Origin of the sequence: Lysobacter hankyongensis (genome assembly GCF_039543145.1) — a bacterium.
In the GTDB taxonomy this organism is placed as follows: Bacteria; Pseudomonadota; Gammaproteobacteria; order Xanthomonadales; family Xanthomonadaceae; genus Lysobacter_I; species Lysobacter_I hankyongensis.
The window spans coordinates 45,606-72,508 of sequence record NZ_BAABJE010000009.1 but is presented as its reverse complement, the minus strand read 5'-3'; the positions used below and the strand labels follow the sequence as shown (position 1 = coordinate 72,508).

Annotated in this window: 27 protein-coding genes and 1 riboswitch; of the genes, 12 read left to right on the top strand and 15 right to left on the bottom strand. The window is 67.8% G+C overall.

Going from position 1 to position 26,903, the window contains the following annotated elements:
* Positions 1-4: 4 nt before the first annotated feature.
* Positions 5-649: a PAQR family membrane homeostasis protein TrhA gene (gene trhA, locus ABD974_RS09575; RefSeq protein WP_345303090.1), complete on the bottom strand. Its 645-nt coding sequence runs from the start codon at positions 647-649 to the stop codon at positions 5-7.
* 109 nt (positions 650-758) lie between these two features.
* On the opposite strand from trhA, the gene ABD974_RS09570 reads away from it, so the two are divergent.
* On the top strand, positions 759-1,382 hold the full coding sequence (locus tag ABD974_RS09570) for a sulfotransferase family 2 domain-containing protein (protein ID WP_345303089.1): 624 nt from the start codon (positions 759-761) through the stop codon (positions 1,380-1,382).
* Positions 1,383-1,405: 23 nt separating this feature from the next.
* Entirely contained in the window at positions 1,406-2,017 is a 612-nt protein-coding gene (locus ABD974_RS09565; RefSeq protein WP_345303088.1) for an aspartyl/asparaginyl beta-hydroxylase domain-containing protein, read from the top strand.
* A gap of 24 nt (positions 2,018-2,041) precedes the next feature.
* Here the strand turns inward: ABD974_RS09565 and ABD974_RS09560 are convergent, their stop codons facing one another.
* Together ABD974_RS09560 and ABD974_RS09555 are read right to left on the bottom strand one after the other, a co-directional pair.
* Positions 2,042-2,533 (bottom strand): hypothetical protein, encoded by a 492-nt coding sequence (locus tag ABD974_RS09560; protein ID WP_345303087.1) that lies wholly within the window; start codon positions 2,531-2,533, stop codon positions 2,042-2,044.
* Positions 2,534-2,549: 16 nt separating this feature from the next.
* Positions 2,550-4,154: a peptide chain release factor 3 gene (locus tag ABD974_RS09555; protein ID WP_345303086.1), complete on the bottom strand. Its 1,605-nt coding sequence runs from the start codon at positions 4,152-4,154 to the stop codon at positions 2,550-2,552.
* A 187-nt stretch (positions 4,155-4,341) separates the two neighbouring features.
* On the opposite strand from ABD974_RS09555, the gene ABD974_RS09550 reads away from it, so the two are divergent.
* The gene (locus ABD974_RS09550; protein ID WP_345303085.1) at positions 4,342-4,899 is read left to right on the top strand and encodes a DNA-3-methyladenine glycosylase I; all 558 of its coding nucleotides are present in this window, start codon (positions 4,342-4,344) and stop codon (positions 4,897-4,899) included.
* A gap of 54 nt (positions 4,900-4,953) precedes the next feature.
* Here ABD974_RS09550 and ABD974_RS09545 read toward each other — a convergent pair whose 3' ends face one another.
* Both ABD974_RS09545 and ABD974_RS09540 read right to left on the bottom strand, forming a co-directional pair.
* Positions 4,954-5,841 carry a M23 family metallopeptidase gene (locus ABD974_RS09545; RefSeq protein WP_345303084.1) on the bottom strand — a complete coding sequence of 296 codons (888 nt, stop codon included), beginning with the start codon at positions 5,839-5,841 and terminating at the stop codon, positions 4,954-4,956.
* A 5-nt stretch (positions 5,842-5,846) separates the two neighbouring features.
* Complete coding sequence (locus ABD974_RS09540) at positions 5,847-6,806, bottom strand: phytase (RefSeq protein WP_345303083.1); 960 nt, start codon at positions 6,804-6,806, stop codon at positions 5,847-5,849.
* A 231-nt stretch (positions 6,807-7,037) separates the two neighbouring features.
* Positions 7,038-7,166: riboswitch (SAM riboswitch) on the top strand.
* A gap of 93 nt (positions 7,167-7,259) precedes the next feature.
* Between ABD974_RS09540 and metX the strand changes: the two genes are divergently transcribed.
* Genes metX through ABD974_RS09525 form a run of 3 tightly spaced genes read left to right on the top strand, consistent with a single transcriptional unit; the run spans position 7,260 to position 10,689 of the window.
* The gene (gene metX / locus ABD974_RS09535; RefSeq protein WP_345303082.1) at positions 7,260-8,312 is read left to right on the top strand and encodes a homoserine O-succinyltransferase MetX; all 1,053 of its coding nucleotides are present in this window, start codon (positions 7,260-7,262) and stop codon (positions 8,310-8,312) included.
* Positions 8,309-9,568: an O-succinylhomoserine (thiol)-lyase gene (locus ABD974_RS09530; protein ID WP_345303081.1), complete on the top strand. Its 1,260-nt coding sequence runs from the start codon at positions 8,309-8,311 to the stop codon at positions 9,566-9,568. The genes metX and ABD974_RS09530 overlap by 4 nt, the downstream gene beginning before the upstream one ends.
* An 11-nt stretch (positions 9,569-9,579) precedes the next feature.
* On the top strand, positions 9,580-10,689 hold the full coding sequence (locus tag ABD974_RS09525) for a homoserine dehydrogenase family protein (RefSeq protein WP_345303116.1): 1,110 nt from the start codon (positions 9,580-9,582) through the stop codon (positions 10,687-10,689).
* Here ABD974_RS09525 and ABD974_RS09520 read toward each other — a convergent pair.
* On the bottom strand, positions 10,675-12,891 hold the full coding sequence (locus tag ABD974_RS09520; RefSeq protein WP_345303080.1) for a bifunctional diguanylate cyclase/phosphodiesterase: 2,217 nt from the start codon (positions 12,889-12,891) through the stop codon (positions 10,675-10,677). The two genes, ABD974_RS09525 and ABD974_RS09520, sit on opposite strands and share 15 nt — an antisense overlap.
* A 325-nt stretch (positions 12,892-13,216) precedes the next feature.
* On the bottom strand, positions 13,217-14,599 hold the full coding sequence (locus ABD974_RS09515; protein ID WP_345303079.1) for an L-serine ammonia-lyase: 1,383 nt from the start codon (positions 14,597-14,599) through the stop codon (positions 13,217-13,219).
* Positions 14,600-14,704: 105 nt separating this feature from the next.
* On the opposite strand from ABD974_RS09515, the gene ABD974_RS09510 reads away from it, so the two are divergent.
* Together ABD974_RS09510 and ABD974_RS09505 are read left to right on the top strand one after the other, a co-directional pair.
* Complete coding sequence (locus ABD974_RS09510) at positions 14,705-14,971, top strand: glutaredoxin family protein (RefSeq protein ID WP_345303078.1); 267 nt, start codon at positions 14,705-14,707, stop codon at positions 14,969-14,971.
* Complete coding sequence (locus tag ABD974_RS09505; RefSeq protein WP_345303077.1) at positions 14,968-15,537, top strand: hypothetical protein; 570 nt, start codon at positions 14,968-14,970, stop codon at positions 15,535-15,537. The genes ABD974_RS09510 and ABD974_RS09505 overlap by 4 nt, the downstream gene beginning before the upstream one ends.
* Before the next feature lie 11 nt (positions 15,538-15,548).
* On the opposite strand, the gene ABD974_RS09500 is transcribed toward ABD974_RS09505, so the two are convergent.
* From ABD974_RS09500 to ABD974_RS09490, 3 genes are read right to left on the bottom strand one after another with little or no spacing between them, the layout of a single operon-like run.
* The gene (locus ABD974_RS09500; RefSeq protein ID WP_345303076.1) at positions 15,549-16,109 is read right to left on the bottom strand and encodes a YceI family protein; all 561 of its coding nucleotides are present in this window, start codon (positions 16,107-16,109) and stop codon (positions 15,549-15,551) included.
* A 20-nt stretch (positions 16,110-16,129) separates the two neighbouring features.
* Positions 16,130-16,741, bottom strand: a complete 612-nt coding sequence (locus ABD974_RS09495; RefSeq protein ID WP_345303075.1) for a cytochrome b — start codon at positions 16,739-16,741, stop codon at positions 16,130-16,132.
* Positions 16,738-17,430 (bottom strand): YceI family protein, encoded by a 693-nt coding sequence (locus ABD974_RS09490; protein ID WP_345303074.1) that lies wholly within the window; start codon positions 17,428-17,430, stop codon positions 16,738-16,740. Before ABD974_RS09490 ends, ABD974_RS09495 begins: the two co-directional genes overlap by 4 nt.
* Positions 17,431-17,554: 124 nt before the next feature.
* Between ABD974_RS09490 and ABD974_RS09485 the strand changes: the two genes are divergently transcribed.
* Complete coding sequence (locus ABD974_RS09485) at positions 17,555-21,130, top strand: sensor histidine kinase (RefSeq protein WP_345303073.1); 3,576 nt, start codon at positions 17,555-17,557, stop codon at positions 21,128-21,130.
* A gap of 84 nt (positions 21,131-21,214) precedes the next feature.
* On the opposite strand, the gene hemE is transcribed toward ABD974_RS09485, so the two are convergent.
* The 4 genes from hemE to ABD974_RS09465 form a co-directional block, all read right to left on the bottom strand.
* Positions 21,215-22,294, bottom strand: coding sequence for a uroporphyrinogen decarboxylase (gene hemE, locus ABD974_RS09480; protein WP_345303072.1), 1,080 nt, complete (start codon positions 22,292-22,294; stop codon positions 21,215-21,217).
* A 61-nt stretch (positions 22,295-22,355) separates the two neighbouring features.
* Positions 22,356-22,610 carry a WGR domain-containing protein gene (locus ABD974_RS09475; RefSeq protein WP_345303071.1) on the bottom strand — a complete coding sequence of 85 codons (255 nt, stop codon included), beginning with the start codon at positions 22,608-22,610 and terminating at the stop codon, positions 22,356-22,358.
* A 39-nt stretch (positions 22,611-22,649) separates the two neighbouring features.
* A complete protein-coding gene (aroB, locus tag ABD974_RS09470) occupies positions 22,650-23,762 on the bottom strand; it encodes a 3-dehydroquinate synthase (RefSeq protein ID WP_345303070.1) in 1,113 nt (370 codons plus the stop codon).
* On the bottom strand, positions 23,759-24,319 hold the full coding sequence (locus tag ABD974_RS09465; protein WP_345303069.1) for a shikimate kinase: 561 nt from the start codon (positions 24,317-24,319) through the stop codon (positions 23,759-23,761). Before ABD974_RS09465 ends, aroB begins: the two co-directional genes overlap by 4 nt.
* 71 nt (positions 24,320-24,390) lie before the next feature.
* On the opposite strand from ABD974_RS09465, the gene ABD974_RS09460 reads away from it, so the two are divergent.
* Entirely contained in the window at positions 24,391-24,594 is a 204-nt protein-coding gene (locus ABD974_RS09460) for a dodecin family protein (RefSeq protein ID WP_345303068.1), read from the top strand.
* 17 nt (positions 24,595-24,611) lie between these two features.
* On the opposite strand, the gene ABD974_RS09455 is transcribed toward ABD974_RS09460, so the two are convergent.
* Entirely contained in the window at positions 24,612-25,448 is an 837-nt protein-coding gene (locus ABD974_RS09455) for a kinase (protein WP_345303067.1), read from the bottom strand.
* Between the two features lie 51 nt (positions 25,449-25,499).
* On the opposite strand from ABD974_RS09455, the gene pdxH reads away from it, so the two are divergent.
* Both pdxH and ABD974_RS09445 read left to right on the top strand, forming a co-directional pair.
* Positions 25,500-26,096: a pyridoxamine 5'-phosphate oxidase gene (gene pdxH, locus ABD974_RS09450; protein WP_345303066.1), complete on the top strand. Its 597-nt coding sequence runs from the start codon at positions 25,500-25,502 to the stop codon at positions 26,094-26,096.
* A complete protein-coding gene (locus ABD974_RS09445) occupies positions 26,093-26,899 on the top strand; it encodes a cobalamin-binding protein (protein ID WP_345303065.1) in 807 nt (268 codons plus the stop codon). Before pdxH ends, ABD974_RS09445 begins: the two co-directional genes overlap by 4 nt.
* The last annotated feature ends 4 nt before the right edge of the window (positions 26,900-26,903 follow it).

Genomic DNA, 26,903 nt, shown 5'->3' with positions numbered 1-26,903 from the left:
GGCTTCAGCGCGCGGGAATGACCTGCGCCATCACCGCGATGTAGTGGCAGACGCTGCCGGCGATCACGAACAGATGCCAGATCGCGTGTGCATAGGGCAGCCGCGGGTGGTGATAGAAGTAGGTGCCCAGCGTGTAGGCCACCCCGCCGCCCATCAGCCAGCCGAAGGTCCAGGCGTCCAGCGCCTGCATCGTGGGTTTGGCCGCGAAGATGATCAGCCAGCCCATGCCGATGTAGATCAGCGTGGAGAGCCGGTGGAAGCGGCCGGTGTAGAACAGTTTGAAGATCACCCCGAAGAAGGCCATCGCCCAGATGACGCCGAACAGCCACCAGCCCACCGGGCCGCGCAGGCCGATCAGGGTGAACGGCGTGTAGGTGCCGGCGATCAGCAGATAGATCGCGCAGTGGTCGAAGACCTTGAGCCGGCCCTTGGCCACCGGGTGCTGGATGGCGTGATACAGGGTCGAGGCGACGTAGAGCAGCAGCAGGGTGATGCCGAACACGATCGAGGCGCTCAGCTGCCAGGCGTCGCCGAACAGCGCGGCCAGGGTGATCAGCACCGCGCCGCCCGCGAGCGCAGCCGTGGCGCCCAGCCCGTGGGTCAGGGCGCTGGCGAACTCTTCGCGAAGTGTTTCGATGCGGTCGGTCATCCCGGGACGATGGGGCTTTCGATTGGAGCGATGACTCCAATTGTGCCCGACGCGTCGGTTGGCCGGGGGCGGCTGTGCGATCATGCGCCGACATCCGCGCGCGCCCGCCATGATCGTCTCCCATCTGCACCGTTACATTTTCGTCGCCATGCCCAAGACCGGCACCCATGCGGTGCGGCAGGCCCTGCGCGAGCACCTCGGCCCCGACGACATCGAGCAGGTCGGGCTGTTCGTGAACAAGCGCTTCCCGTTCGACGAGGTGGCGCAGATCCGCCACGGCCACCTGAGCGTGCGCCAGGTCCGGCCGTATCTGGGCGACGAGGTCTGCGACGGGTATTTCAAGTTCAGCTTCGTGCGCAACCCGTTCGACCGCTTCGTCTCCTACTGCGCCTTCATGACCCGCCAGCACGGCGCGTTCGAGCGCGACCCGCAGGGCACGATGCGCAGGATCCTGTTCGAACTGAAGCCGCACGACCACGTGCATTTCCAGCCGCAGTACACCCTGCTGACCAACGACGCCGGCGCGCTGGAGATGGACGTCATCGGCCGGGTCGAACGCATGCAGGAGAGTTACGACGCGATCTGCGCGCGGATCGGCATCCCCGGTCGCGCGCTCGACAAGGTCAACAGCTCCAGGCGCGGCGACTATCGCCAGTATTACGATCAGGCCCTGATCGACGGGGTGGCCGAGCTGTATCGCGGCGACCTCGAGCGTTTCGATTACACCTTCTGAGACGACAGACAGCGACCGCCGCCATGGCTCACGATCCCTACGCCAACCCGCGCAAGACCACCTCCCTCCGCCGGCTCGGTCCGGTCGACATCGCCGCGCTGAAGGCCGCGGTGCTGGCGCTTCCCGAAGCGGTGTGGGACGCGGAGAACGCCGGCAAGCCCAATCGTTTCGAGGCGCTGGACAAGACCCGGCACATCGTCTTCCGTTTCGTCGACAGCGTGCGCGACTGGCGCAGTTCGCACGACCGTCCGGCATGGGCGGAGTGGCGCGACCTGCTGGAGCCGGTGCTGCAGGCGGCGGTGATGCCGTACGGCTATGCGAACGGCGCGTTTCCGCGGGTGATGTTCGCGCGGATGGCGCCGGGCGGCGAGATCAAGCCGCACCGCGACGCCAACGCCGCGGCGAAATGGCCGCACAAGATCCACGTGCCGCTGCTGACCAACGACAAGGTCACGTTCTTCATCGACGGCACGGGATATCACCTGCCCGAAGGCGAGGCCGCCGAAGTCAACAACATGGGCGTGCATGCGGTGAAGAACGACGGCGACACCGACCGTATCCATCTGATCTTCGAATACTTCGACCCCGATCAGCCGACGCCGGACTGGTTGCCGCGGGTGATCGCGGGCGGCTGATTCGCGAGGCTTGGTGCGCCCGGCTTAGGCCAACCGGTTGAGGGCGCGCACGCGGTTCAGTCGGCGACGGATGCTGCGCGCATCGTCGAACACGTATTCCTCGACCTCCACCTGCATGTCGTCGTCCGCGCTGAAGACCTCGCGCATGGCGTACAGGCGGCCGTTGCCCTCGAAGGCGAGCCAGCGCCCGTCGTCCTGCACGACCTTGATCGCGGACACCGACGGCAGGATCGCCTGCAGCGTTTCGCCGTCGAGCAGCTTCGTCGCCAGCAGTGCCTCCCGGTGCGGGCGCAGCGCGTCGACGCGTTCGCGCGTGGCCCGCAGCGCGTTCTCGCGATCGATGCGGTGGATCGGTTCGAGCCGCGCCAGCGGGACCCGGGTCGTGCGCTTGTCGCGACGCTTGCGGTGGATGTCGAGCACGACCTTGGCCATGTACGCATCCTTGTAGTCCATCTGCGCCACTTCGCTGCGCTTGCCGAGCAGGTAGTGCCACCATCGGGACAGGGTTGCGCGCATCGTTCCGGCCGTGGCTTCAGTCGATCGAGACCGCGTGTGCGTGTTCGCGCGTCGCCATGAAGGTCACCGCCGGCGCGCGTTCCTGCGCGAGCTGCAGGTTCACGCGGGTCGGGGCGAGATAGACCAGCTGGCCGGCGGCGTCGAGCGCGAGATTCATCGCGTTCTTGTCGCGGAATTCCTCCAGCTTCTTCGCGTCGTCGCAGCGGATCCAGCGCGCGGTCGCGACCTGCACCTGCTCGAACGACGCGTCGACGCCGTATTCGTCCTTCAGCCGGTAGGCGACCACATCGAACTGCAGCATGCCCACCGCGCCGAGGATCAGGTCGTTGCTCATCAGCGGACGGAAGAACTGGGTCGCGCCTTCCTCCGACAGCTGCGCCAGGCCCTTCTGCAACTGCTTGAGCTTCAGCGGATCGCGCAGGCGCGCGCGCCGGAACAGTTCGGGCGCGAAGTTCGGAATGCCGGTGAACGACAGGTTTTCGCCCTCGGTGAAACTGTCGCCGATCGAGATGGTGCCGTGGTTGTGGATGCCGATCACGTCGCCCGGATAGGCGGTTTCGGCGATCTCGCGATCGCTGGCCATGAAGGTCAGGGCGTTCGCGAGTTTGACTTCCTTCCCGGTGCGCGGCTGGAAGGTCTTCATGCCGGCGCTGAACCGGCCCGAGCAGATGCGCATGAACGCGACCCGGTCGCGATGCTGCGGATCCATGTTCGCCTGGATCTTGAACACGAATCCGGTGAGTTTCTCTTCGTTCGGCTGCACTTCGCGGCCGGTCGTGGCGCGCGCCTTCGGCGAGGGCGCATGCTCGACGAAGAAATCCAGCAACAGCTGCACGCCGAAATTGTTCACGGCCGAGCCGAAGAACACGGGCGTCTGTTGGCCGGAGAGATAGGCGTCCTTGTCGAACGGGTGCGAGGCGCCTTCGACCAGTTCCAGTTCGTCGCGCAGTTCGGCCAGCATCGCGCTGCCGATCTTCGCTTCCAGCGCGGGATCGTCGATCGACGCGAAGATGGTCGAATCCTGGCGGGTGAAATTGCGCCCGGCTTCGTACACGTGCACTTCGCCGGTGAGCAGATGGACCACGCCCTTGAGCCGCTGACCCATGCCGATCGGCCAGGTGATCGGCGCGCACTGGATGCCCAGCACCGATTCCACTTCATCGAGCAGGTCGATCGGCGGCTTGCCTTCGCGGTCGAGCTTGTTGATGAAGGTCATGATCGGCGTGTCGCGCAGCCGACAGACTTCCATCAGCTTGATCGTGCGTTCTTCCACGCCCTTGGCCACGTCGATCACCATCAGCGCCGAGTCCACCGCGGTGAGCACGCGGTAGGTGTCTTCGCCGAAGTCGGCGTGGCCGGGAGTGTCGAGCAGATTGACGATGCGGCCCTCGTAGGGGAACTGCATCACCGAACTGGTCACCGAGATGCCGCGTTCCTTTTCCAGCGCCATCCAGTCGGACGTCGCGTGGCGCGCGGCCTTGCGGCCCTTGACCGAGCCGGCCATCTGGATCGCGCCGCCGAACAGCAGCAGCTTTTCGGTCAGCGTCGTCTTGCCGGCGTCGGGGTGCGAAATGATCGCGAAGGTGCGCCGGCGGGCGGCTTCGATGGAGACATCGGACATGGGGACATCGGCGCCAGGGCGCCGGAAAGCGGCAGGGAGGGGCGAATTATACGGGGGCGGGTCGCCGCCGGCCCGCTGCGGCGGCGGCTCGGCCGGTAGAGCGGCCTTCGGGCCGCCGCGATCTTCCAGCGGGCTGAAGCCCGCTCTACCGACAGCATCCGTCAGCAGCGGGCGGTATCCTGCCGCCATGTCGACCTATTGCGATTTCGCCCCCGGCCACCCGGTCCACGGGCCCTACCACGATCACGAATACGGGTTCCCGCAGCGCGAGGAGCGCGAGCTGTTCGAAAGGCTGATCCTGGAGATCAACCAGGCCGGCCTGAGCTGGGAGACGATCCTGAAGAAGCGCGAGGGCTTTCGCCGCGCCTACGACGGATTCGACGTGGATACGGTGGCCGCCTACGGCGAAGCCGATCGCGCCCGCCTGCTCGCCGATCCCGGCATCATCCGCAACCGGTTGAAGGTCGAAGCCGCGATCCACAACGCCCAGGTCATTCGCGCCTTGCGCGATTCGCACGGCGGATTCGCCGCGTGGCTGGATGCGCACGCGCGGCTTGATGGCGCGCTGCGCGACAAGGCCGCGTGGGTGAAGCTGTTCAAGCAGCGGTTCCGTTTCACCGGCGGCGAGATCGTCGGCGAGTTCCTGATGAGTCTGGGCTATCTGCCCGGCGCGCACCGCGAGGGTTGCCCGGTGCATGCGCGCATCGCGAAGCGAAAGCCGGTGTGGATGCGCACGCCCCGGTAGAGCGGCCTTCAGGCCGCTGCTTCATGTCGTGAGCGCAGCGGCCTGAAGGCCGCTCTACCGGGCGTCGTCGAAGCGGAGGATGCCGTCCGGTCCGAACATCCGGAACGGGATCGATTCGAGCGCCATGCCGCGATTGACCTGCACCGCGAAATGCAGGTGCGGGCCGCTGGTATAGCCGGTGTCGCCCGAGAGGCCGATGACCTCGCCCCGACGCACGCGCTGGCCGACCCGCACCGTGGCGCCGCCGGTGTCCAGATGCGCGTACAGGCCCATCGTGCCGTCGTCGTGGAGGATGCGGATGTAGTTGGCCTGTCCGAGCGCGTCCGGATCGTTCGCGCCGCCGCGTGCGTAGCCGACTTCGAGATCCATCACCGTGCCGGCGCGGGCAGCCAGCACCGGCGTGCCGATATCGGCCGCGAAATCGATGCCGTAACGGTTCTCCGCGTCGCGATGGCTGTAGGTCCCGCCCCAGCCCTGTTCGATCCGCAACGCGGGAGAGTCCAGCGGATAGGCGTATTCCGCGTCATCGGCGAGCGCATCCGGGTCGCCCTGGGTCACATCGAGATGGAACCGCGCGGTCGTGGTGATGGGCAGCCGGGCCACGACCCGCTGTCCGAGCGGCGGGACCACCGCGCGCGCCGGCAATGCCGGATCGGCGCCGCGGATCTGGCCGCTCACGGGGCTGAGCACGACTTCGATCGGGCCCGCGAGATGGTTGTCGACCCAGGCTTCGATGGTGTCGTCGCGGTTCTCGAATCGCAGCCCGGCGATGGGTGGACGCTCGACCGGCACCGATCGCGTGGCCGTGGGCAGGGGCGCGGCGACCGGTCGCGGCGCTTCGCGCACGAAGCCGCCGTCGCGCCAGCGGAAGAGGTCGCCGGCCAGGGCGACGCCGACCGCGACGCCGACCAGCAGCAGAACGGCGGCGCTCGATGCGCGCATCGACGCTAGAGACAATTGCGGTCGAGCTTCAGCGCCGCCGCGACCTGGCCCAGGTCGAACGCGGCCACGGAAGTATCGTCGTGCACCGCGAACAGCGCACCCTTGGGAAACGCGGCGCTCGGTGCGGCGTGCAGGGCGATGCCGTCGGTGGCGGCGACGGTGCGGCCGGTGAAGCTGCCGACCCGCGTGAGCGTCCTGCGGTCGAAGAAATGGAAGACGGTGAGGGGCGACAACTGGTCGACCGACACCCAATAGCCACGGTCGTTGCGGCAGGCCCACAAAGCGACGCCTTCGGCCTCGAAGGCGAAGGTGTCGTCGGGCAGTCGCCGGCCGGTGGCGCGCCCGGTCAGGGTGTACTCGCGCAGGGTCGATTGCGGCTGGTACTCGTCGGCGATCAGCAGGCGGTCGTGCGCGGCGTCGCCGGCGATGGATTCCACGATCCGCAGCGCGTTGTTCTCGCCGGTATCGCCGAAATGGCCCGTCTCCTCCGCGCGCGGGGCGCCGTCCTCGGCGATCCGCACCCGATACCGGCGCACGCGCTGGTCCAGTTGCGTCAGCGGCGGCACCACATCGAAACGTTCGCCGTCCATGAAATTGTCGGTGACGTAGACCTCGATGGCGCCGTCGGCCAGCGGATTCAGCCACAGCCCGTAGGGCGAGCGCAGCGCGGGCTGTCCGAACGACCCGAGCGGCCGGAAGGTCGGCAGCGACAGGACCTGGATGCGGTGATTGTCGCGTTCGGCCACGAACAGCAGGTCGCCGTGCACGGCGATGCCGTTCGGCCGCCGGAACTGGCCCGGCTCGCTGCCCTTGGCGCCGACATCGCGCAGTCGCGTGCCGCTGGCGGCGTCGAAGACCACCAGACGATGGGACGATTTCGCGGTCGCGATCAGCCAGATGGTGCCGTCGGGGTGGCGCCACGTGGCGAGCGAATCGAGCTCTTCCCCCGGGTTTTGCGCGGACACATAGGTTTCGGCGATGACGGTCGGCGTGATCGGTGGCGCGGGGCCATGGCGGGGCGCCGCGCAGGAAGACAGGGGAAGGGCGATGAGAAGGGCCGCCAGCGGGCCGAAAGAGGCGATACGCATCGTGCCAAGTATCGCCGAATCCCCGAAGACGGGACAGACGCTGCGATTGGCATCGCTCTATCCGCATGAAGCGATTGACATCGACGAAAAGCTCGGGCAAGCTGCGGCCATCCATCAAGACCGGCTGAGGGACAGGCCCGAAGACGCCGGGGCAACCTGATGGAGGCGACGCTCACGCGTGGCTTCCACAAGGTGCCAACTCCTGCGGGGACCCTGTGTCCGCCGTAAAGATGGTTGCGCGTCGCGGGCTCGTGTCTTTTTTTCCGTACGCAGCAGCATGTCTCCGGTCTCCCCGCGGCTTCGATGGCCCTCATCGCCCCGGAGACCGCCATGACCTTCGCCGCCTACACCGAATCGCACGCCGCCGATGTGCGGGCTTTCGAGTGTCGCCCTTTCTCTTCCGATATCCCCGCACCGCCGCAGGCGGTCCGTGGCCGCGTGCCCGCGCGTCTGCGCCTGCGCCATGGCGGCGAGCACGATCTGCAGATCGCGTACGAACTGGTCGGGCCGGCCGATGCGCCGGTGGTGCTGGCGGCCGGCGGGATCTCGGCGCATCGGCATGTGATCGCCAGCGATGCCTTTCCCGAAGCCGGCTGGTGGCAGAGCCAGAGCGGCGTCGGCCTCGATACCGCGCGCCTGCGGGTGCTCGCCATCGACTGGCTGGGCGCGGACGGCCGCCTGGATGCGGTGATCGACAGCGCCGACCAGGCCGACGCCATCGCCGCCGTGCTCGACGCCCTGGGCATCGCCGCGGTCGCCGCGTTCGTGGGCAGTTCCTACGGTGCGATGGTCGGCCTGCAGTTCGCCGCGCGCCATCCGCGGCGCGTCGGCCGGCTGGTCGCGATCAGCGGTGCGCATCGTTCCCATCCCTATGCCAGCGCGTGGCGCGCGCTGCAGCGCCAGGCGGTGGCCCTGGGTCAACTGCAGTGCGACGAATCGCAGGGGCTGGCGCTGGCGCGGCAGTTGGCGATGCTGAGTTACCGCACGCCGGCCGAATTCGCCGAGCGCTTCGACGCGGCGCCGACCGTCGCCCACGACCGCGTGCGCGTGGCCGCCGAGGATTATCTCGAACACTGCGCTGCGACCTGGGTCGCGCGCACGTCGCCGACCGCGTTCCTGCGGCTGTCCGAATCGATCGATCTGCATCGGGTCGAACCGCGCGAAGTCGGCGTGCCGACCACCGTGGTCGCCATCGCCGAGGACCGGCTGGTGCCGCTGGAGGATCTGTTCGCGCTGAGCGAAGCGCTGCCGCGTGGCGAGATCCACGTGCTGCGCTCGAAATTCGGCCATGACGCCTTCCTCATCGAGACCCGCGCGATCGGCGATGTGATCGTCGGTGCGCTCGATGCCGCGCTGCAGGGCGCGTGCGGAGGTGCGGCATGAGCCTCGAAGCGATCGGCCTCGACACGGCCGGCCTCGACACGGTCGGGCTCGACACGTCCGGCGCCCGCGCCGCCACCCGCGCCGTGCGTGCGGGCATCGACCGCGATACCGCCTTCGGCGCGGTCACGCCGCCGCTGGTGCTGTCCTCGAATTTCAGCTTCGCCGGCTTCGGCGAGAAGCGGCAGTACGACTACACCCGCAGCGGCAACCCGACCCGCGACCTGCTGGCCGAGGCGCTGGCCGAACTGGAAGGCGGTGCCGGCGCGGTGGTCACGTCCACCGGCATGTCCGCGATCACGCTGTTGCTGCACGCGCTGCTGCAGCCGGGCGACCGTCTGGTCGTGCCGCACGATGCCTACGGCGGCAGCTGGCGGTTGTTCAATGCCCTGGCGAAGAAGGGCGCCTTCGAATTGTCGACGATCGACTTCACCGACCCGCGCGCGCTGGCCGACGCGCTCGCGCAGAAGCCGAAGGTGGTGTGGATCGAGACGCCGTCGAATCCGCTGCTGCGCATCACCGATCTGCGCTTCGTGATCGAGACGGCGCATGCCGCGGGCGCGCTGGCCGTGGTCGACAACACCTTCCTGTCGCCCGCGCTGCAGACGCCGATCGCGTTCGGCGCCGATTTCGTGGTGCATTCGACCACCAAGTACATCAACGGCCACAGCGATGTGGTCGGCGGCGCGGCGGTGGCGAAAGACGCCGATCAGCATGCGCAACTGGTGTGGTGGGCGAACGCGCTGGGCATCACCGGCGCGCCGTTCGACAGCTTCCTGACGCTGCGCGGATTGCGCACGCTGGACGTGCGCCTGCGCGCGCACCAGGAAAATACCGCTGCGCTGGTGACGCTGCTGCAGGCGCACCCGGCGGTGCGCGCGCTGCACTATCCGGGCCTGGCCTCGCATCCCGGTCATGCGGTGGCGGCGCGTCAGCAGAAGGGCTTCGGTGCGATGCTCAGCCTCGAACTCGACGGCGACGCGGAGGCCGTGCGCGCCTTCATCGAAGGTCTCGAATATTTCACCCTGGCCGAATCGCTGGGCGGCGTCGAAAGTCTGATCGCGCATCCGGCGACGATGACGCACGCGGCGATGACCGCCGAGGCGCGCGCCGCCGCCGGCATCGGCGACGGTCTGCTGCGGCTGTCGGTGGGCATCGAGCATGCGGACGATCTGGTCGCCGACATCGCCGCCGCGCTCGATCGCGCGTACGCGGTGATCGAAGCGGGAAAACAGCCGTCGAAACAGGTCGCGGTATGACCGCCGCCGCGATCGCGACCCGCACGCCCGTCGCGTCGCGGCGGACACCGAGGCCCGCTGCCGGCGGCGCGCCGGCGCGGGTCGCGCTGCTGGGTACCGGCACGGTCGGCACGGCGGTGCTGGCGCGGCTCGCGGCCTGGCGGGGCGCGCCGCTCGGCGAACGCCTGCAACTGGCGCATGTCGCCAATTCGCGTCATGTGTTCCGATCCTCGCCCGACGGATGCGATTGGCGTGAAGCGACGGCCGAAGCCGCATCGCTGGGCGATGTCGCGCGCGTGCTCGGTGCCCGCGGGACGCGCATCGTGATCGACGCCACCGCGAGCGATGCCGTCGCCGAGCGGCAAACCGGATGGCTCGCCGACGGCATCCACGTCGTCACCGCCTGCAAGCTCGGTCAGGGCACGTCGCTCGCGCGCTGGCGCGCCATCCGCGAGGCCTGCGCCGCGGGCGCCGCATGCTATGGCGATCGCGCCACCGTCGGCGCCGGTCTGCCGTTGCTCACCTCGTTGCGTGCGCTGCAGGTCGGCGGCGATCGCATCCACGGCATCGCCGGGGTGCTGTCGGGTTCGCTGGCATGGCTGTTCAACCAGTACGACGGTCTGCGCCCGTTTTCCGGCTTCGTGCGCCAGGCCCGCGAGGCCGGCTACACCGAACCGGATCCGCGCGACGATCTCAGCGGCGAAGACGTGCGTCGCAAGCTGCTGATCCTTGCCCGCGCCGCGGGCTTCGCGCTCGACAGCGCCGATGTCGAGGTCGACTCGCTGATCTCGCCTGCGCTCGCGGCGTTGCGCGCCTCCGAGGTGGATGCCGCGCTGCCGCAGCTCGACGCGTCGCTGCGCGCGCGTTACGCCGACGCCTACAAGCGCGGCGAAAGGCTGCGCTTCGTCGCGCGATTCGAGCGCGGTCGCGCCCGGGTCGGGCTGGAATCGCTGCCGGCGACGCATCCGTTGGCCGGCGGCGCCGGTACCGACAACCGCGTCGCGATCTGGTCCGATCGCTATCGCGAGCAGCCGCTGGTGATCCAGGGGCCGGGCGCGGGCGCGGAGGTGACCGCCGCGGCGCTGCTCGACGATGCGCTCGAGATTGCCTCCGCTTCCGCCTCCGCTTCAGCCGGTCGCTGAGATCGCGGTCGCAGGCGCGAAGGCGTCGCCCGTTTCGCGGAAATAGTCGTCCAGCGGCTGCGGACGATGCAGGAAATATCCCTGCGCATAATCGATGCCGAGCGTGCGCAGGGTCTGCAGCACGGCTTCGTTTTCGACCTGTTCGGCGATGGTCTTCTTGTCGAGCACGTGCGCGATGTCGGCGATCGAGCGCGCGACCGCCGCGGACAGTTCGGAGTCGGCGAGATTGCGGATGAAGCTGCCGTCGATCTTCAGATAGTCGACATCGAGCGAACGCAGGTAGTCGAACGAGCAGAAGCCGGTGCCGAAGTCGTCCAGCGCGAACGCGCAGCCCAGCGCGCGCAGCTCCATGATCAGTTCCTGCGCGCGCGACAAATCCCGGGCCGCGCTGGTCTCGGTGATCTCGAAGCAGAGTTTTCGCGCGGGCAGCGTGCTGCGACGGACGCGGGCGATGAGGAATTCGCGGAACGATTCGTCGACCATCGACGCGGCGGTGAGATTGATCGCGCACAGCCCGATCCGCGCCGCGGCCTCGGGACGCGATTCGAACCAGCGCAGCGCGAGTTCGATCACGTGGCGATCCAGCGCCACGCCCAACTGGAAACGTTCCGCGGCGGGAATGAACTGTCCGGGCGGCAGCAGTTGGCCGCTCGCCGGATCGCGCATGCGCAGCAGGATTTCGATGTGTCGCGGTTCGTGCGTGCCGGCGCCGGCGAAGGGCGAGATCGACTGGCAGTGCAACTCGAACAGCCCGCGATCGAGCGCTTCGCGGATGCGCACCGCCCAGCGCATGGCCTCGGTGCGGTCCAGCGGGCCGCCGTGTGCGTCGTCGACGTTGCAGACCCGGTTGCCGCCCAGCTCCTTGGCGGTGAAACAGGCGGTGTCGGCCAGGGACAGCAGGTCGCGGCGTCCGGTTTCGCCCGCGCGAAACGGCACCACGCCGATGCTGGCCGTGACGTTGAGCACCCGGCCATGCCAGCCGACACGGTATTGCTCGATCGCCTGGCGGACATGGTCGACCTGTTCGCGCACCTGCATGGCATCGCCGATCAGGAGCAGGGCGAATTCGTCGCCGCCGATGCGGAACACCTCGCCGTCCATGCCGATTTCCGCGCGCAGCAACGAGCCGATGCCGTGCAGCATGGCGTCGCCGGCCGCGTGGCCGGTGGTGTCGTTGATGACGCTGAGATGATCCAGGTCGAGATAGGCCAGCCCCTGCTGCCGACCCGTGCGGATCATGGCGAGCTTCATCGCCGACTCGAACGCGGCCCGGTTCGGCAACCCGGTGGCCTCGTCGGTGGTCGCGCGTCGCAACGCGCGCAGGTTCGCGGCGCGCTGCTGCGCCATCGCCGCCATCAGCGTGATCGGGACATTCGCGAACACGCACATCGAGCCGAGCAGCATCGCGGCTTCCAACGTGTCGTGCGGCGGCGGAAATCCGGCCAGACCCAGCCCGGCAAGCGAGATCAGCACGAAGACCGTCGCCGAGTTGCCCAGGATCGACCAGATCGGCTCGAAGCGGATGGCGCTCCACAGCAGTACGCCCAGCGGCAGCGCGACCAACCCGTAGGCATAAGGGCTGCTCTGGATGCCCACGAGATAGATCGCCAGATAGGACGCCGGCAGGCAGCCCAGCCAGATGGTCTTTTCCCGTCTGGACGCATAGGTCGCGATCGGTCGGTGTCGCGCGCGGTGCTTCGGCGCCGGGTCGGTGAAGAACAGCACCACCGGCCCCAGGGTCATGATGCCGAGCAGGTCGCCCAGTCCCCACTTGGCCCAGGCCGGCCAGAAATCGTGGGCATCCAGCATCTGTGCCGCGACCAGTCCGCTGCTCCCGATGAGTCCCGACACCAGCGACATCACCATCCCGCCGAGCAGGATGCTGAAGCCGCTGCGCATGCTCAACGGATTGTCGAGGTCCTTCCACCGCGCGCAGGCGTAATGGCCGGCGAGCGCGCCCAGCACATTGCTCAGCAGCGAAAACGGGAGAAAGATCGGCGGGACCGGCGCCAGCAGCCAATGCATCAGCAGCACCGGCAACACCGCGATCAGCGACCAGCGGGGGCCGTAGCGCAGGGTCACGGCGAACGCGATGCCGGCGGGCGGCCACAGCAGGGTGACGTCCGCACCCACACCGACGAACGCGGCCGCGTACCACGCGCCGACGAAGTAGGCTGCGGAGAAGATCAGGAAACGGCGCATCGGGTGGCCCCTTACCAGCCCGGTCACCTGCCGAGTGTACGCCCGGGCAATGGCCCTGCAAGCGGTCGGGGCATGGCCATTGGTCGAAATCGCGCGATGGAAATCGATTTCTTCGCGGATGATGGGGGCGGACGTCGGGCGGGGCGCATGTCCGGGTCGCCCGAGGCGAGGGGGGCTCGGGCGTGACGCGGATGGGCCCGCCGTCCGGCGGCCATGCCGACCTCATCGCCAGGGCCATTCCCGATTCCGCCCCCGACGGCTTGCCCGTCATGGCGATGGCCGCGCCGTCACCGTGCCCGGTGAGACGACGGGCGAAACCTGCCGCTCAGCACTCGATGACGTTCACCGCCAGCCCGCCGCGGCTGGTTTCCTTGTACTTGTCCTGCATGTCGCGGCCGGTGTCGCGCATGGTCTTGATCACCTTGTCGAGGCTGACCTTGTGTTTGCCGTCGCCGCGCAGGGCCATGCGCGAGGCGTTGATCGCCTTCACCGCGCCCATCGCGTTGCGTTCGATGCACGGGATCTGCACCAGGCCGCCGATCGGGTCGCAGGTGAGGCCGAGGTTGTGTTCCATGCCGATTTCCGCGGCGTTCTCCACCTGTCCCGGGGTGCCGCCGAGGGCGGCGGTGAGGCCGGCGGCGGCCATCGAACAGGCCACGCCGACTTCGCCCTGGCAGCCGACTTCGGCGCCGGAGATCGACGCGTTTTCCTTGTAGAGGATGCCGATGGCCGCGGCGGTGAGCAGGAAGTCGAAGACGCCCTGTTCGTTCGCGCCGGCGCAGAAGCGGTCGTAGTAATGCAGCACGGCCGGGATGATGCCGGCGGCGCCGTTGGTGGGCGCGGTGACGACGCGACCGCCGGCGGCGTTCTCTTCGTTGACCGCGAGCGCGTACAGATTCACCCAGTCGAGCACGGTCAGCGGGTCGCGCATCGCCGCTTCGGGTTTCGCCGACAGTTCCGCCTGCAGGCTGGGCGCGCGCCGGATCACGTGCAGGCCGCCCGGCAGGGTGCCGGTCTCGCGGATGCCGCGCAGCACGCAGGCCTGCATCGCCTCCCAGATCTCGCGCAGACCCTGGCGGATCTCGGTGCCGGAGCGCCAGGCATGTTCGTTGGCGAACATCAGGTCGGCGATGTTCAGGCCGTTGCGCTCGCACTGTTCCAGCAGCGTGCCGCCGCTGGAAAATGGATAGGGCAGCTCGGTGGTGTCGGCGACGATGCGGTCTTCCGCGGCTTCGTCCTGGTTGACGACGAAACCGCCGCCGACCGAATAGTAATCGCGGGTGGCGATCGTCGCGCCGTCGGCGTCGAACGCGGTGAAGCGCATGCCGTTGGTGTGGAACGGCAGTTTCTGCCGTTTGTTCATGATCAGGTCGTGCTTCTCGTCGAAGCCGATCTCGTGGCTGCCGAGCAGACGAATCCTTTTTTCGCCGCGGATGCGGGCGAGCGCCTCGGGAATGACGTCCGGATCGATCGCGTTCGGCCAGTGGCCTTCAAGCCCCATCAGCACCGCCTTGTCGGTGCCGTGTCCGCGGCCGGTCAGCGCGAGCGATCCGAAGACCTCCGCACGCACGCGGGCGGTGCGGGCGAGATCGCCGCTCTCCGCCAGCCAGCGATGGGCGAAGCGGCAGGCGGCGCGCATCGGGCCGACGGTGTGCGACGAACTCGGACCGATGCCGATCTTGAACAGGTCGAAGGTGCTGACGGCCATGCGCGGATTCCGGTGTCGTTGTGTCTGCCGCGCCGACGGTGCTCCGGGCGCGGGAGGTGCGTATTCTATGCGCCATTGTCCTTGCCGCAGCGACGGTGGCGTATGGTGTCCAGAACTCCCGCGTTCGTGCTGTATCAACGCGACGATTGCCATCTGTGCGATCTCGCGCTGGCGGTGCTGGCCGAGGCGCGGCTGCCTGCGTTCGAGAGCGTGTTCATCGACGACGACGCGGCGCTGGAAGCGGCTTACGGCCATCGCGTGCCGGTGCTGCGCGGCGCCGATGGGCAGGAACTCGATTGGCCGTTCGACGCGCGGAGCGCAGCGGGGTTCGCGGTACGATCCGCGGAGTCCACACGGGGAGCGGATCGATGATGCGTGCATGGGCGATGCGTTGCGGTCTGGCCGCGCTGCTGGCGGGCGTGGCGACCATGGGCTGGTCGCTGGCGATGTCGCGCGAGGGGCCGCCGCGCGATCTGCTGCGGATGCACGACGACTTCGTGCTGGCCTTCGTCGACAGCGCCGGTTTCGGCCGCACCCGGATCACGCCGATGATGCGCGCGATGCAGCGCTACAGGACGCACGGCGAAACCGGGCTGTGGGTCGTCGATGTGTCGTTGATCGGGATCGCGAAACACGATCCGCCCCAGGTGTTCTCCTCGGCGTTCCAGGGCTTCCAGCACGTCGAGGCAGGCATGCCTGCGATGTCGGGCCCGAAAGGCCGGCCGCTGCGTCCGGAAGAACAGGCGGCGCTGCGCGCGCTGTCCGCGGGCGAGCGGCTGGTGGTGCGCAAGGAAGAGGATGGCCTGCGCGTCACCGGGCCGATCCGCGCCGCGGACGAATGCCTCGGTTGCCACAAAAAACAGCGCGCCGGCGACATGCTCGGCGCGCTGGTCTATACCCTGCGTCCGCTGCCGCCGGAGACGCCCGCGGCGAAGTGAGCGCCGCCGGCTTATTTCGGCTGGAACACGACCTTCGTCGCGATCCGGATTTCGTTCGGGATCACCCCGGTGTCGGCCCACTCGCCGCCGCCCACGCCGAAATCGAGCCGCTTCACGACCGCGGTGCCGGCCAGCACCGGCTGCGCGCCCGCGGTCCACGTGAAGGTCAGGGTCACGGGTTTGCTCACGCCGCGCAGGCTGAGGGTGCCGTCGGCGGCGTATTTGTTGCCGCCCAGGCTGCGGAACGTCGTCGCGGTGTAGCGCGCCTGCGGGAATTTCTTGCTGTCGAAGAATGCCGACCCGCGCAGTTCGCCGTCGTAGTCGGGATTGCCGGCGGTGGCGCTGGCCAGCGGGATGACCACCGTCAGTCGAGAGCCCGCGGGTTTCGCCGGGTCGAACGAGAACACGGTGGCGAAGCCCGGAAAACGGCCGTTGAAGGCCTCGCCCTGGTACTGGCCGGTGAACGTGAGGGTGGAGCCCTTGGCCTGGACGTAGTTCGCGGCGAACGCGGGTGCGGCGGCCAGCGCGAGCGCGGCCCCCAGGGTCAGGGCATGCAGAGTCTTGTGCGGCATCGGTGGTGTTCCTCGGAAAGTCATTCTGCGGGGGTGCCGGAAGAAGAGGGCGTTGGCGCCGGATCGGTTGCGTCGTCCGTGCGCAGCCAGCCGCGCGGCAGCATGCGGGCAAGGGTCGCGTCGCGCTGGAAGATGTGGTGATAGAACGCGGCGCCGGCATGGGCCACGACCAGCAGCGCCAGCATCCAGAACATCAGTTCGTGCGCTTCCTCGGCCAGCTCGTGCAGGTCGTGGCTTTCGCCGACGATGTGCGGCAGATTCACCAGGCCGAACCACCGCAGCGGAAAGCCCGCGGCCGAATTCAGCACCCAGCCGCTGAGCGGAATGGCGAACAGCAGCAGGTAGATCGCGGCGTGGGTCAGCGATGCGATGCGTTCCTGCCAGCGCGGCGAACCCGGCACCGGCCTGGGCGTGCCCGCATACAGACGCCACAGCAGGCGCAACGCGACGAGGGCGAGGATGGTGATGCCGATCGATTTGTGCAGCGCATAGGTCTTGATCTTGTCCGGGCCGTTGGGCAGATCGCCCATCGTCAGCCCGAGATAGGCCATGACCAGGATCAGGATGGCGATAGTCCAGTGCAGCAGCTGACTGATGCCGCCCCAGCGGTCGGCGGTGTTCTTGAGGCTCATGGCGCGGGTTCCGTAGTGGTGTCGGGGGCCGTTTCGGGCGGGCTGTCCGCAGGGGAAGAGGCGGGATCGGGCGGATCGGTTGCGTCCTTGTCGTCGCCGTCGGACCGGCTCCGCACCGCTTCGGCCTCGATCCGCAATTCAACGCGGTCGCCGATCACCGTCGGCCAGGCGTCGATGCCGAAGGCCTTGCGGCTGAGGGTGGCCGTCGCCGAGAACCCGACCGTGCGCCGGAACGGCGGCAGCGGGTGGCGCTTGGCGGCGTTGAGCGTCACGTCGAGCGCGACCTCGCGCGACACGCCGCGCAGGGTCAGGGTGCCGTGGACGGTGGCGCGGTCCGGGGCGAGCGGTTCGACCTGGGTTGAGACGAACTCCGCGGTCGGATGGTCTTCCGCGTCCAGCAGATTGCCGGCGAGGGTGGCCTTGTTCCAGGCGGCGTCGCCCAGGTCGATCCGGTCCATCGGCACGCTCGCCTTCAACTGCGCGCTGTGCCAGTCGTCGGGGTCGAACGTGAGCGTGCCGGTGCTGCCGGAAACCGTGCCGATGGCCTTCGAAAAACCGGCGTGGTCGATCGCGAACATCACCCGGGTGTGGACCGGGTCGAGTCGGTAGTGCTCGGGCCCGTCCGCGGCCGTGGCGGCCAACGGCAGGTAGGCCAGCAGAACGAGGGTGGCGTGGCGGGCGAAGGACATGGGGCGGCCTTGCGGGAGGTTTGCCCGATTCTAGGGCGATGCCGCAGGATACGTCCGCACCGGAATGCAACGAAGCATTGCGGCACGGGCCGGGGGCGACGCAGGGACGATGTTCAGGAGACGCATGGGCGACGGAAGCGCACGCAGCATGGGACTGCGCAGGACGATGCGGGGCGTGGCCTCCGTCATATGCGGCTTGTGCGCGCTGCTGGCGGCATTCGCGTCGCAGGCCGCTCGGCCGGAAACGACGCTGCCGGCGGTCGAGCCGCGTTTCGTCCGTTTCGGCCCCGAGCACGGCCTGCCGATGTACATCAACGACCTTGCCGTCGACCGGCAGGGTTATGTCTGGTTGGCGACCAGCGACGGTCTCGCCCGCTACGACGGTGAACGCTTCCGGTTCTGGCGCCACGAGGTCGGCGTCGATACTTCATTGCCCGACAACGACCTGATTTCCCTGGCGATCGATGGCGAGGATCGGGTGTGGGTGATTTCGTCCGATTATCTGAGTGTTTTAGATCGCGAGCGTCGTTTTTTCAAAAAAATAGTATTTAGCGATGAAAATTCACAATGTGGGAAAGAAGTTACTGCGGTTAGTGCTGGCAATGATGGCGTGATTATCAGTTCTTATTCAGGCGTGATTTGTGAGCTGGATATGGTTGGTCGCGTTCGTCTGACAGTCGTCACCTCGAAGAAGTCTTCGGTCTCTGCGGTACCGACTGCCTTAACTTACATATCTCCGGGTGAGTGGCTTGTCGGTACGGATGTTGGGTTATGGCGACGCCGTGGTGGTCTTCTGATAGAGCTGGCTCCAGAAGTGCTTGGTCGAGCGCAGGTTTTTTCTATCACGAATGGTGATGATGGTGGCTTGTGGATTGGGACGGATCGTGGGCTTTTCTTTGTCGATTCAAGTGAAAATATAATGCGCTCACCCTGGCGTCTTCCACCGCTTTCTGATAATGCTATCGTTCGTAGGGATGCAGTTGGTGGATATTGGATTGGAACGGCTATTGGTTTATTTCATGCAAACTCCAGAGCTCATTCTCCGGTATTGCTGCATGGTGGCAAAGAAAGTAATGGCCTGAGTAGCGGTGTCTTCGCCATGGTTTTTGATAATGAGGGTGGAATTTGGGCTGCTTCATACTCTCAAGGAATTTCTTTCTTGCCTATAAATAAAGGTCGGTTTTCGGTTATAGATGAAATTGGCGGGCAGCCTGCCGAACAGGCAGATATGGCTGCTACAGTTGAGGATGGCAATGGTGGTTTTTGGGTTGTTGGTAGTCGAATGCTGTATAAAATAAGTAGCTACAAAAAAGAGTTGAAGCCAATAGCGAGCGCTGATTCTCTGGGGGTGGAGTGGTTTCAATCCATAGCAAAATGTGATGATGGCCGGGTCTGGATTCAAAGCTTTGAAAGTCTCTTGGAGTTTGATGCGAAAAATTATGTCGGCCTTCGAGATATAGATTTCCCCGATGATGGATCACGTACGCCCAGGTCTGTTTATTGTGATCGCCATGGTCGTCTATGGGTTTCGTTCTTTGGCGGGGCGATCCGGGTTTATGGCCGGGACGGAATATTGTTTCGAGATATCTCGCCTGAATTGACTATCGGTGCTTCCGAGCGGGACTACGCAAAACTGCAGCTCGGCCCCGACGGCGAGCCGTGGTTGTCCGATGGGCGAGTGCTTCGGCGTTGGGACGGCGCGCGTTTCGTGCCCGTTCCGATTTCCTCGGGCGAGGGCGTCGACGCGTTCGCGATCACGCCCGCGAATGATCTCTGGCTGGCGCGTGCCGGGGCGATCGAGCGTTACGCATGGCAGGCCGGGCGTCTGGTGTTCAAAGCGCGATTGGGCGAAGGAGATCTGCCGGCGGTGCGCGTGTCCGGCATTCTCGCCGCTGGAGATCGCCATCTGTGGCTGTCGACGACGCGCGGTCTGATCCAGTACGACATCGAGGCGAAGCGGGCGCGAAGCTACGGGCCTCACGACGGGCTCCCCGATATCGACTATTCGATCGATGCGCCGCAGAGGGGAGCCTCCGGACCGGCGCTCGCCATCTCGAAGCACGGGCTCGTGCTCTTCGATCCCGAGCGGCCTCTGCCGGAGCCGCGGGCATCTCCGTTGGCGATCGAGGCGATCGAACTGCGCCGCGGCGAGGATACGGTGGCATTCGATCGCACCGGTGCGGATGGTGTCGGCGTGACGATGCGACCCGGTGACCGCGACCTTCGCGTGGTCGCGCGGGTGATGTCGTTTGTCGATCCCGCGGCGCATCGTTATCGCTTCCGCCTCAGAGGCTACGATCCGGACTGGGTGATGCAGGGCGATCGCGGCGAGCGTGTGTTCTCTTCGCTGCCGCCCGGTGATTACCGCCTCGAAATCCAGGGCGCGAATGCCGATGGCGTATGGTCGCCGACGCAGCGGATCTCGCTGGTGGTCGAAGCGCCGTGGTGGCGTCGTTGGTGGGCGTTGCTGTTGTATGCCTTCATCGCTTCGGCATTGGTGTGGTGGCTGGCGTATCTGGATCGCATGCGGCTGAAGCGTCGGCACGAGTATCAGTTGATCCGACAGAAGCGCGAGTTGGCTGAAGCGGCGTCCGAGGCGAAGAGTCGCTTTGTCGCCAATCTGGGGCATGAGGTGCGCACGCCGATGACCGGTGTGCTCGGAATGAGCGAGCTGCTGCTCACGACGCGGCTCGACGACCGGCAGCAGGGACAGGTCTGGGCGATCCGCCGTGCCGGCGAGCATCTGCTGCGGCTGGTGAACGACGCGCTGGATCTGGCGCGGATCGAGGCCGGGCGTTTCGAACTGGATGCCGTGGATTTCCCGCTCGATGCGCTGGTGGATGAGGTCGCGGAGTTGATGCGCCCGCTGGCGGAGCGCAAGGGCGTGCGCTTCGCCGTCGTCGTCGCGGAAGAAGCGCGCGGCGGCTGGTGCGGGGACCCGACGCGCGTCCGCCAGATTCTGCTCAATCTGCTGGGCAATGCGGTGAAATTCACCGCCCGGGGCGAAGTCTCGCTGTCGATCGAGCCGCTGCTGCCGCAGGGCCTGCGCTGCATCGTTCGCGATACCGGCCCGGGGCTCGACGCCGAGCAGCAGCAGCGCCTGTTCCGACGTTTCGAACAGGCCGAAGGCGCGCGCACCGCGAGTCGTTATGGCGGCAGCGGGTTGGGACTGGCGATCTGCGAGGAACTGGCCGTGGCGATGGGCGGCGGCATCGATGTTTCGAGCGTGCCGGGCGAGGGTGCGTGCTTCGTCGTGCGCCTGCCGATCGAGCGCGCCGTGCGCCCGCTGTCTTCGCCCGCGGTGGCGGGCACCCGCGAAGCGGTTCCCCGCAACGTCCTGCTGGTGGAAGACGACGCCATCGTCGCCGACGTGATCATCGGCCTGCTGCAGGCGCAGAGTCATCGCGCGTCCCATGTCGGCCACGCACTGGCGGCGCTGACCGCGAACGCCACGCAGCGTTTCGATCTGGCGCTGATCGATCTCGATCTGCCGGGCATGGATGGCCTCGCGCTCGCGCGCCAGCTGCGTGCGCAGGGCTTCGATCGCCCGATGATCGCGATCACCGCCCGTGCCGACGCCGAGGCGGAGCCGCAGGCGATGGATGCCGGCTTCGATGCGTTCCTGCGCAAGCCGCTGACCGGCGAACTGCTTGCGGAGGCCATCGCGGGGCAATCGTCTCCGTCGCCGACGGATGGATAGTCGACTCCCTAGAGATGACGTGCGCGGAGGGTACGAGGTCCTTGCATGTCCGACGATCCGGCTGCGGATTCGCCAGTAGCCGCCTTACCTCGCGCTGATCGCGTGCACCGCGTCCACCAGCGCGGCGACGTGGTCGGGATCCATGTCCGGCGACATGCCGTGGCCGAGATTGAAGACGTGGCCGTCGCGCGAGCCGCCGTTGCCGGCGGCATAGCTGTCGAGGGCGCGGCGGACTTCCTCGCGGATCGCGGCGGGCGAGCCGTAGAGCGTCGCGGGATCGAGATTGCCCTGCAGCGCGACCTGGCCGCCGGTGCGGCGCGCGGCGTCGCCCAGTTCGATCAGCCAGTCCACGCCCACGGCTTCGCTGCCGGAGGCGGCGAGGTCTTCGAGGTACGCGGCGTTGCCCTTGCCGAACAGGATCAGCGGCGTGCGCTCGGCGCCGTCGCCGCGTTCGAGTTCGCGGGCGATGCGCACGAGATAAGGCAGGGAGAATTCGCGATACATCGCCGGGCTCAGCACGCCCCCCCAGGTGTCGAAGACCTGCAGTGCTTGCGCGCCGGCCGCGCGCTGTGCGGCGAGGTAGGCGATCACCGCGTCGGTGTTCACCGAGAGGATGCGATGCAGCAGCCCGGGCGCGTTCAGCGCCATCGCCTTGATCTTCGAGAAGTTGTCGCTGCCGCCGCCTTCGACCATGTAGCAGGCCAGCGTCCACGGGCTGCCGGAGAAGCCGATCAGCGGCACGGCGCCATCGAGTTCGCGGCGGATCGTGCGCACCGCGTCCATCACGTAACGCAGCTCGGTTTCCATGTCCGGCACGGCGAGTTTCGCCACGTCCTCGGCGGTCCGCACCGGGCGTTCGAATTTCGGGCCTTCGCCGTCGGCGAAATACAGGCCCAGGCCCATCGCATCGGGCACGGTGAGGATGTCGGAAAACAGGATGGCGGCGTCCAGCGGAAAGCGGCGCAGCGGTTGCAGGGTGACTTCGCAGGCCAGTTCGGGATTCTTCGCCATCGCCAGGAAGCTGCCGGCCTGTTTGCGGGTGGCGCGGTATTCCGGCAGATAACGTCCTGCCTGACGCATCAGCCAGACCGGCGTGCGGTCCACGGATTCGCGGCGCAGGGCGCGCAGGAAACGATCGTTGCGAAGCGGGGAGGCCTGGGTCACGGAAGCTCTCTGGGTGCGGGGTGGGGCGCGGCGGTGCCGTTCGGGCGGCCGTGCGTGCGGGTCAGTTCGGTGCGTCGACGCCTTGCGCGAAGACCAGCTGGAAACCTTTCTTCAGCGTCTGATCGCGGGCGCGCTCGAATGCGGCGAGCGCGCTGGCCTGATCGAGATACTGCTCGCGCTTCAACGTGCTGCGTTTGCCGATTTGTCCGCTTTCGCGGATCACGGTCCAGCCGCCCAGCAGGTCGGCTTCGAGTTGCAACTGCACGAAGCGTGGGGCTTCGGGGCCGTCAGGGCGTTGTTGCAGAAGGATGCGCATCCGCGGATTGTAAGGGCAGCCGCCCGTTCCGGGGTCGGTTCAGCCTTCCAGCAGGGTTTCCAGCACCGCGTCTTCGGGCACGCCGTCGACGATCCGCGCCGCGCCGGCACGTTCCCACAGCACGAAACGCAGGCCGGCGGCATGGGCCTTCTTGTCCAGGCGCATGCGCTGGATCAACCGGTCGGCGTCCAGTCCGGCCGGCAGCGTCGTCGGCAGGCCGTACAGGGTCAGCAGCGCGCGCAGACGTTCGGCGTCGGCGGCCGGGGCCATGCCGAGGTGCGCGGACAGCCGTGTCGCCAAGACCATGCCCACGGCCACGGCCTCGCCATGATTGAGGGCATCGTTGCCGGCGCCGCTGTACCCCTGCTCGGCCTCGATGGCATGGCCGAAGGTGTGGCCGAAATTCAGCAGCGCGCGCTCGCCGTGTTCGAACGGATCGTGTTCGACGATCGTGGCCTTGTGCAGGCAACTGCGGGCGATGGCCTCGACCAGCGCCTCGCGTTCGCGGGCCAGCAGGGGCGCGGCGTTCGCTTCCAGCCAGTCGAGGAACGGCGCATCCACGATCGCGCCGTACTTGATCACTTCGGACAGGCCCGCGCGCAGTTCGCGCTCCGGCAGCGTGTCCAGCGCCGAGGGGTCGGCGAAGACGGCGCGCGGCGGATGGAAGGCGCCGACCAGGTTCTTGCCCTGCGGCAGGTCGACCGCGGTCTTGCCGCCGACCGAGGAATCCACCATCGCCAGCAGCGAGGTGGGCAACTGGATGCAGTCGATGCCGCGCATCCAGCACGCCGCGGCGAAGCCGGCGAGGTCGCCGACCACGCCACCGCCCAGCGCGAGGACGCAGGCGTCGCGGGTGGCGCCGAGCGCGGCCAGCGCGTCGATGGCGTCGCCGAACCGGGCGAGGGTCTTGGCCTGTTCGCCCGGCGGGATCACGAACCGGTCCACGCGCAGGTCGGGGCGGGCGTTGTGGAGCGCGATCTCGACCCGACGCGCGAACAGCGGTGCGACGTGTTCGTCGCTCACGATCAGCACGTGGCGGCCGCGGATGCGCGCGGTCAGCGCGCTGCCGTCGTCCAGCAGGCCCTCGCCGATCGAAATGGTGTAGGGGTGGGCGCCGCCGATGTGGACGATGCGCGGAGCGGATGCGGTCATGTCGGGTCCGGAGCGGGGGCAGGGGCGACGGTGCGGGGCCAGCGGTCCGCCAGCATAGCCGCCAATCGTGACGTCGCTTCGGCCGGCCCGGGGTCGGTGGGCGGGAATGTCAGATCGGCGACGGCGTCGTACAGTGGGCCGCGTTCGGCCGCCAGTCGGCGGAGTACCGCCTCGCGGTCGTCGGCAACGATCAGCGGGCGACTGCGGTCGTTGGCCAGGCGCGCCAACTGTGTGTCCACGTCGATGCACAGGTACACCACGAACCCCCGCCGACGCATGCGTGCGCGATTGTCGGGATCGAGCACCGCGCCGCCGCCGGTGGCCAAGACACAGGGCGCGCCTTCCAGCAGGTCTGCCAAGGTTTCGCGCTCGCGGCGGCGGAAACCGGCCTCGCCCTCGTGGGCGAAGATCATCGGAATGTCGGTGCCGGCACGGGTTTCGATCTCGCGGTCCAGATCGACGAACGGCAGCCCACACGTGCGCGCCAGCCGGCGGCCGATCGAACTCTTGCCGGCGCCCATCGGGCCGACCAGGACGAGATGCGGTGCGGATTCCATGGACGGCATTTTAACAGCGCAGGCGTACGCTACCGGTCCGGCATTCGCCGGATCGGTCGAGGAATCGCGCCATGTCCATCGCCAAGATCATCGAAATCAACGCCGCATCCGCCACCGGCTTCGAAGACGCCGTCCGCACCGGTCTGAAGAAATGCGCCGAGTCGGTCAAGAACATCAAGGGCGCATGGGTGAACGAGACCAAGGTTGTCATCGACGATGCCGGCAACGTGCTGGAGTGGCGGGTGAACATGCGCGTGAGTTTCGTCGTCGAATAATTGCGCCGCCGCGCGTTTCATGCCCGATCGGCCCGGATGCGTCGCCGCGCGTCCAGCGTCAGCGTGCGCGCGGCGATCTCCGGCAGCGTGCGCAGCGCCTGGCGGCTCAGGCGTTCGAAGTGCTGCACGAAGCGTTCGACCCCGGCCGGCGACATCGTTCCGCCGATCCGGACCTCCTGCTCGCGGCGCCAGCGGAGCACCGGCGCGAAGCCCGGCGGCTGCAGCCACAGCAGGCGGTCGATGCGGTTCCACAGGGTCGGGTAGTCGCGGCCGAGCGCCTCGTTGCAGTACGTGCGCCAGACGCCATCCGGGTCCTCGTCGCGCTCCAGCGCATTGATCGGCGTGCGCAGCGCGGCGGCCGGTTCCGGCGGGACCTGCAGGCACCAGCCCTCGAACAGCACCAGATCGACGACGCCCGCGGCCGGCCAGCGCGAAGGCGGCAGGCGGCGATCGCTGCGCTTGTCGAAGCGCGGCAGCCGCGTCGCGAGGCCCGCGCGAAGCGCGTCCAGCGTGTCGCAGGCCAGCGCGAGGTCATGGGTGCCCGGCGGGCCGCGCGTCGCCAGCAGCGGATGGATGTCGCGCGCCATCCGTCCGCGCTGGCGCGGGCCGAAATACACGTCGTCGATCGACAGTGTCGCGACCCGCAGTCCGCGCGAACGCGCCAGTGCGGCCATCTGTGCGGCGAGCGTGGATTTTCCGGCGCCCTGCAGCCCGGCGATGGCGAACACCCGGGCGTCGTGGGCCAGCGCGTCGTCGAGCGCCTGCGCGACCACGGTCGCCGCGAAGCCCGGCGGTCGCTCCGCCGCCGGTGCTCGCGCCGATTTGATCCGGATCGGGTGCGGGGCCTGCGCCATCGGGCGACAATACCCCAACGCCGACGCCGGCATTTACCCGGATCTCCCGCCATGACGCTGTATGCCGAAGCCCTCGCCACGTTCGACGACCTGTATGCCCAGGCCAAGGGTGTGGGCGTTCCCGAACCGACCGCGATGACCGTCGCCACCGTCGATGCCGACGGCCAACCTTCCGCGCGGATGGTGCTGCTGAAGGACTACGGCGAACGCGGTTTCGTCTTCTACACCCACCTCGACGGCCGCAAGGGCCGCGAACTCCAGGCGCATCCGAAGGCCGCGCTGCTGTTCTTCTGGAAGGCGCTGGGCGACGACGGCGTGCAGGTGCGGATCGAGGGCGACGTGGAGATCGTCGACGACGCCGAGGTCGAAGCGTATTTCGCCCGGCGCCCCCGCGACAGCCAGCTCGGCGCCTGGGCCTCGCACCAGTCGGAAACCCTCGATGCGCGCGAGACGTTCGAGCGTCGTTTCGAGGATGCGAAGGCCCGGTTCGAAGGCGTCGACGTGCCGCGGCCGCCGCGCTGGGGCGGTTTCCGGGTGGTGCCGCGCAAGATCGAGTTCTGGTACGGCGCGCAGTTCCGGCTGCACGAGCGCCATCTCTACGAACGCGGCGTGGATGGCGTGTGGACGAAGCGGATGCTGTATCCGTGAGACCCGCGTCGGCGCGCGGCCCGCAGCGCATCGTCTGCCTCACCGAAGAGCCGACCGAGGTGCTGTACGCCCTGGGCGAGCAGCATCGCATCGTCGGCATCAGCGGGTTCACGGTGCGGCCGGCGGTCGCGCGCCGGGAAAAACCGAAGGTCAGCGCCTTCACCTCGGCGAAGATCGACGAGATCCTGCGGCTCGAACCGGATTTCGTGATCGGATTTTCCGACATCCAGGCGGAGATCGCTTCGGCGCTGATCAGGCAGGGCGTCGAGGTCTGGATCAGCAATCACCGCAGTGTCGATGGCGTCCTCGATTACATTCGCCGGCTCGGCGCGCTGGTCGGCGCGACCGACAAGGCCAACGCGTATGCCGACGAACTCGTGCGCGGGCTCGATGCCATCGCCGCGCAGGCGGCGACGCTGCCGCGACGGCCGAAGGTCTATTTCGAGGAATGGGACGAACCGATGATCAGCGGCATCCGCTGGGTGTCGGAGCTGGTCGCGATCGCGGGCGGCGACGACATTTTTCCCGAACGCGCGGCGTCGTCGCTGGCCAGGGGCCGCATTCTCGAAGATCCCGCCGAGGTGATCCGGCGCGCGCCGGACATCATCCTGGGCTCGTGGTGCGGCAAGAAATTCCGTCCGGAAAAAGTCGCCGCCCGACCGGGCTGGGATGCGATTCCCGCGGTCCGCGACGGCGCCCTGCACGAGATCAAGTCGCCGATCATCCTGCAGCCCGGGCCGGCGGCGCTGACCGACGGCGTGCGCGCGATCGCCGCGATCGTGCAGGCCTGGTCCGCGCGCTGAGCCG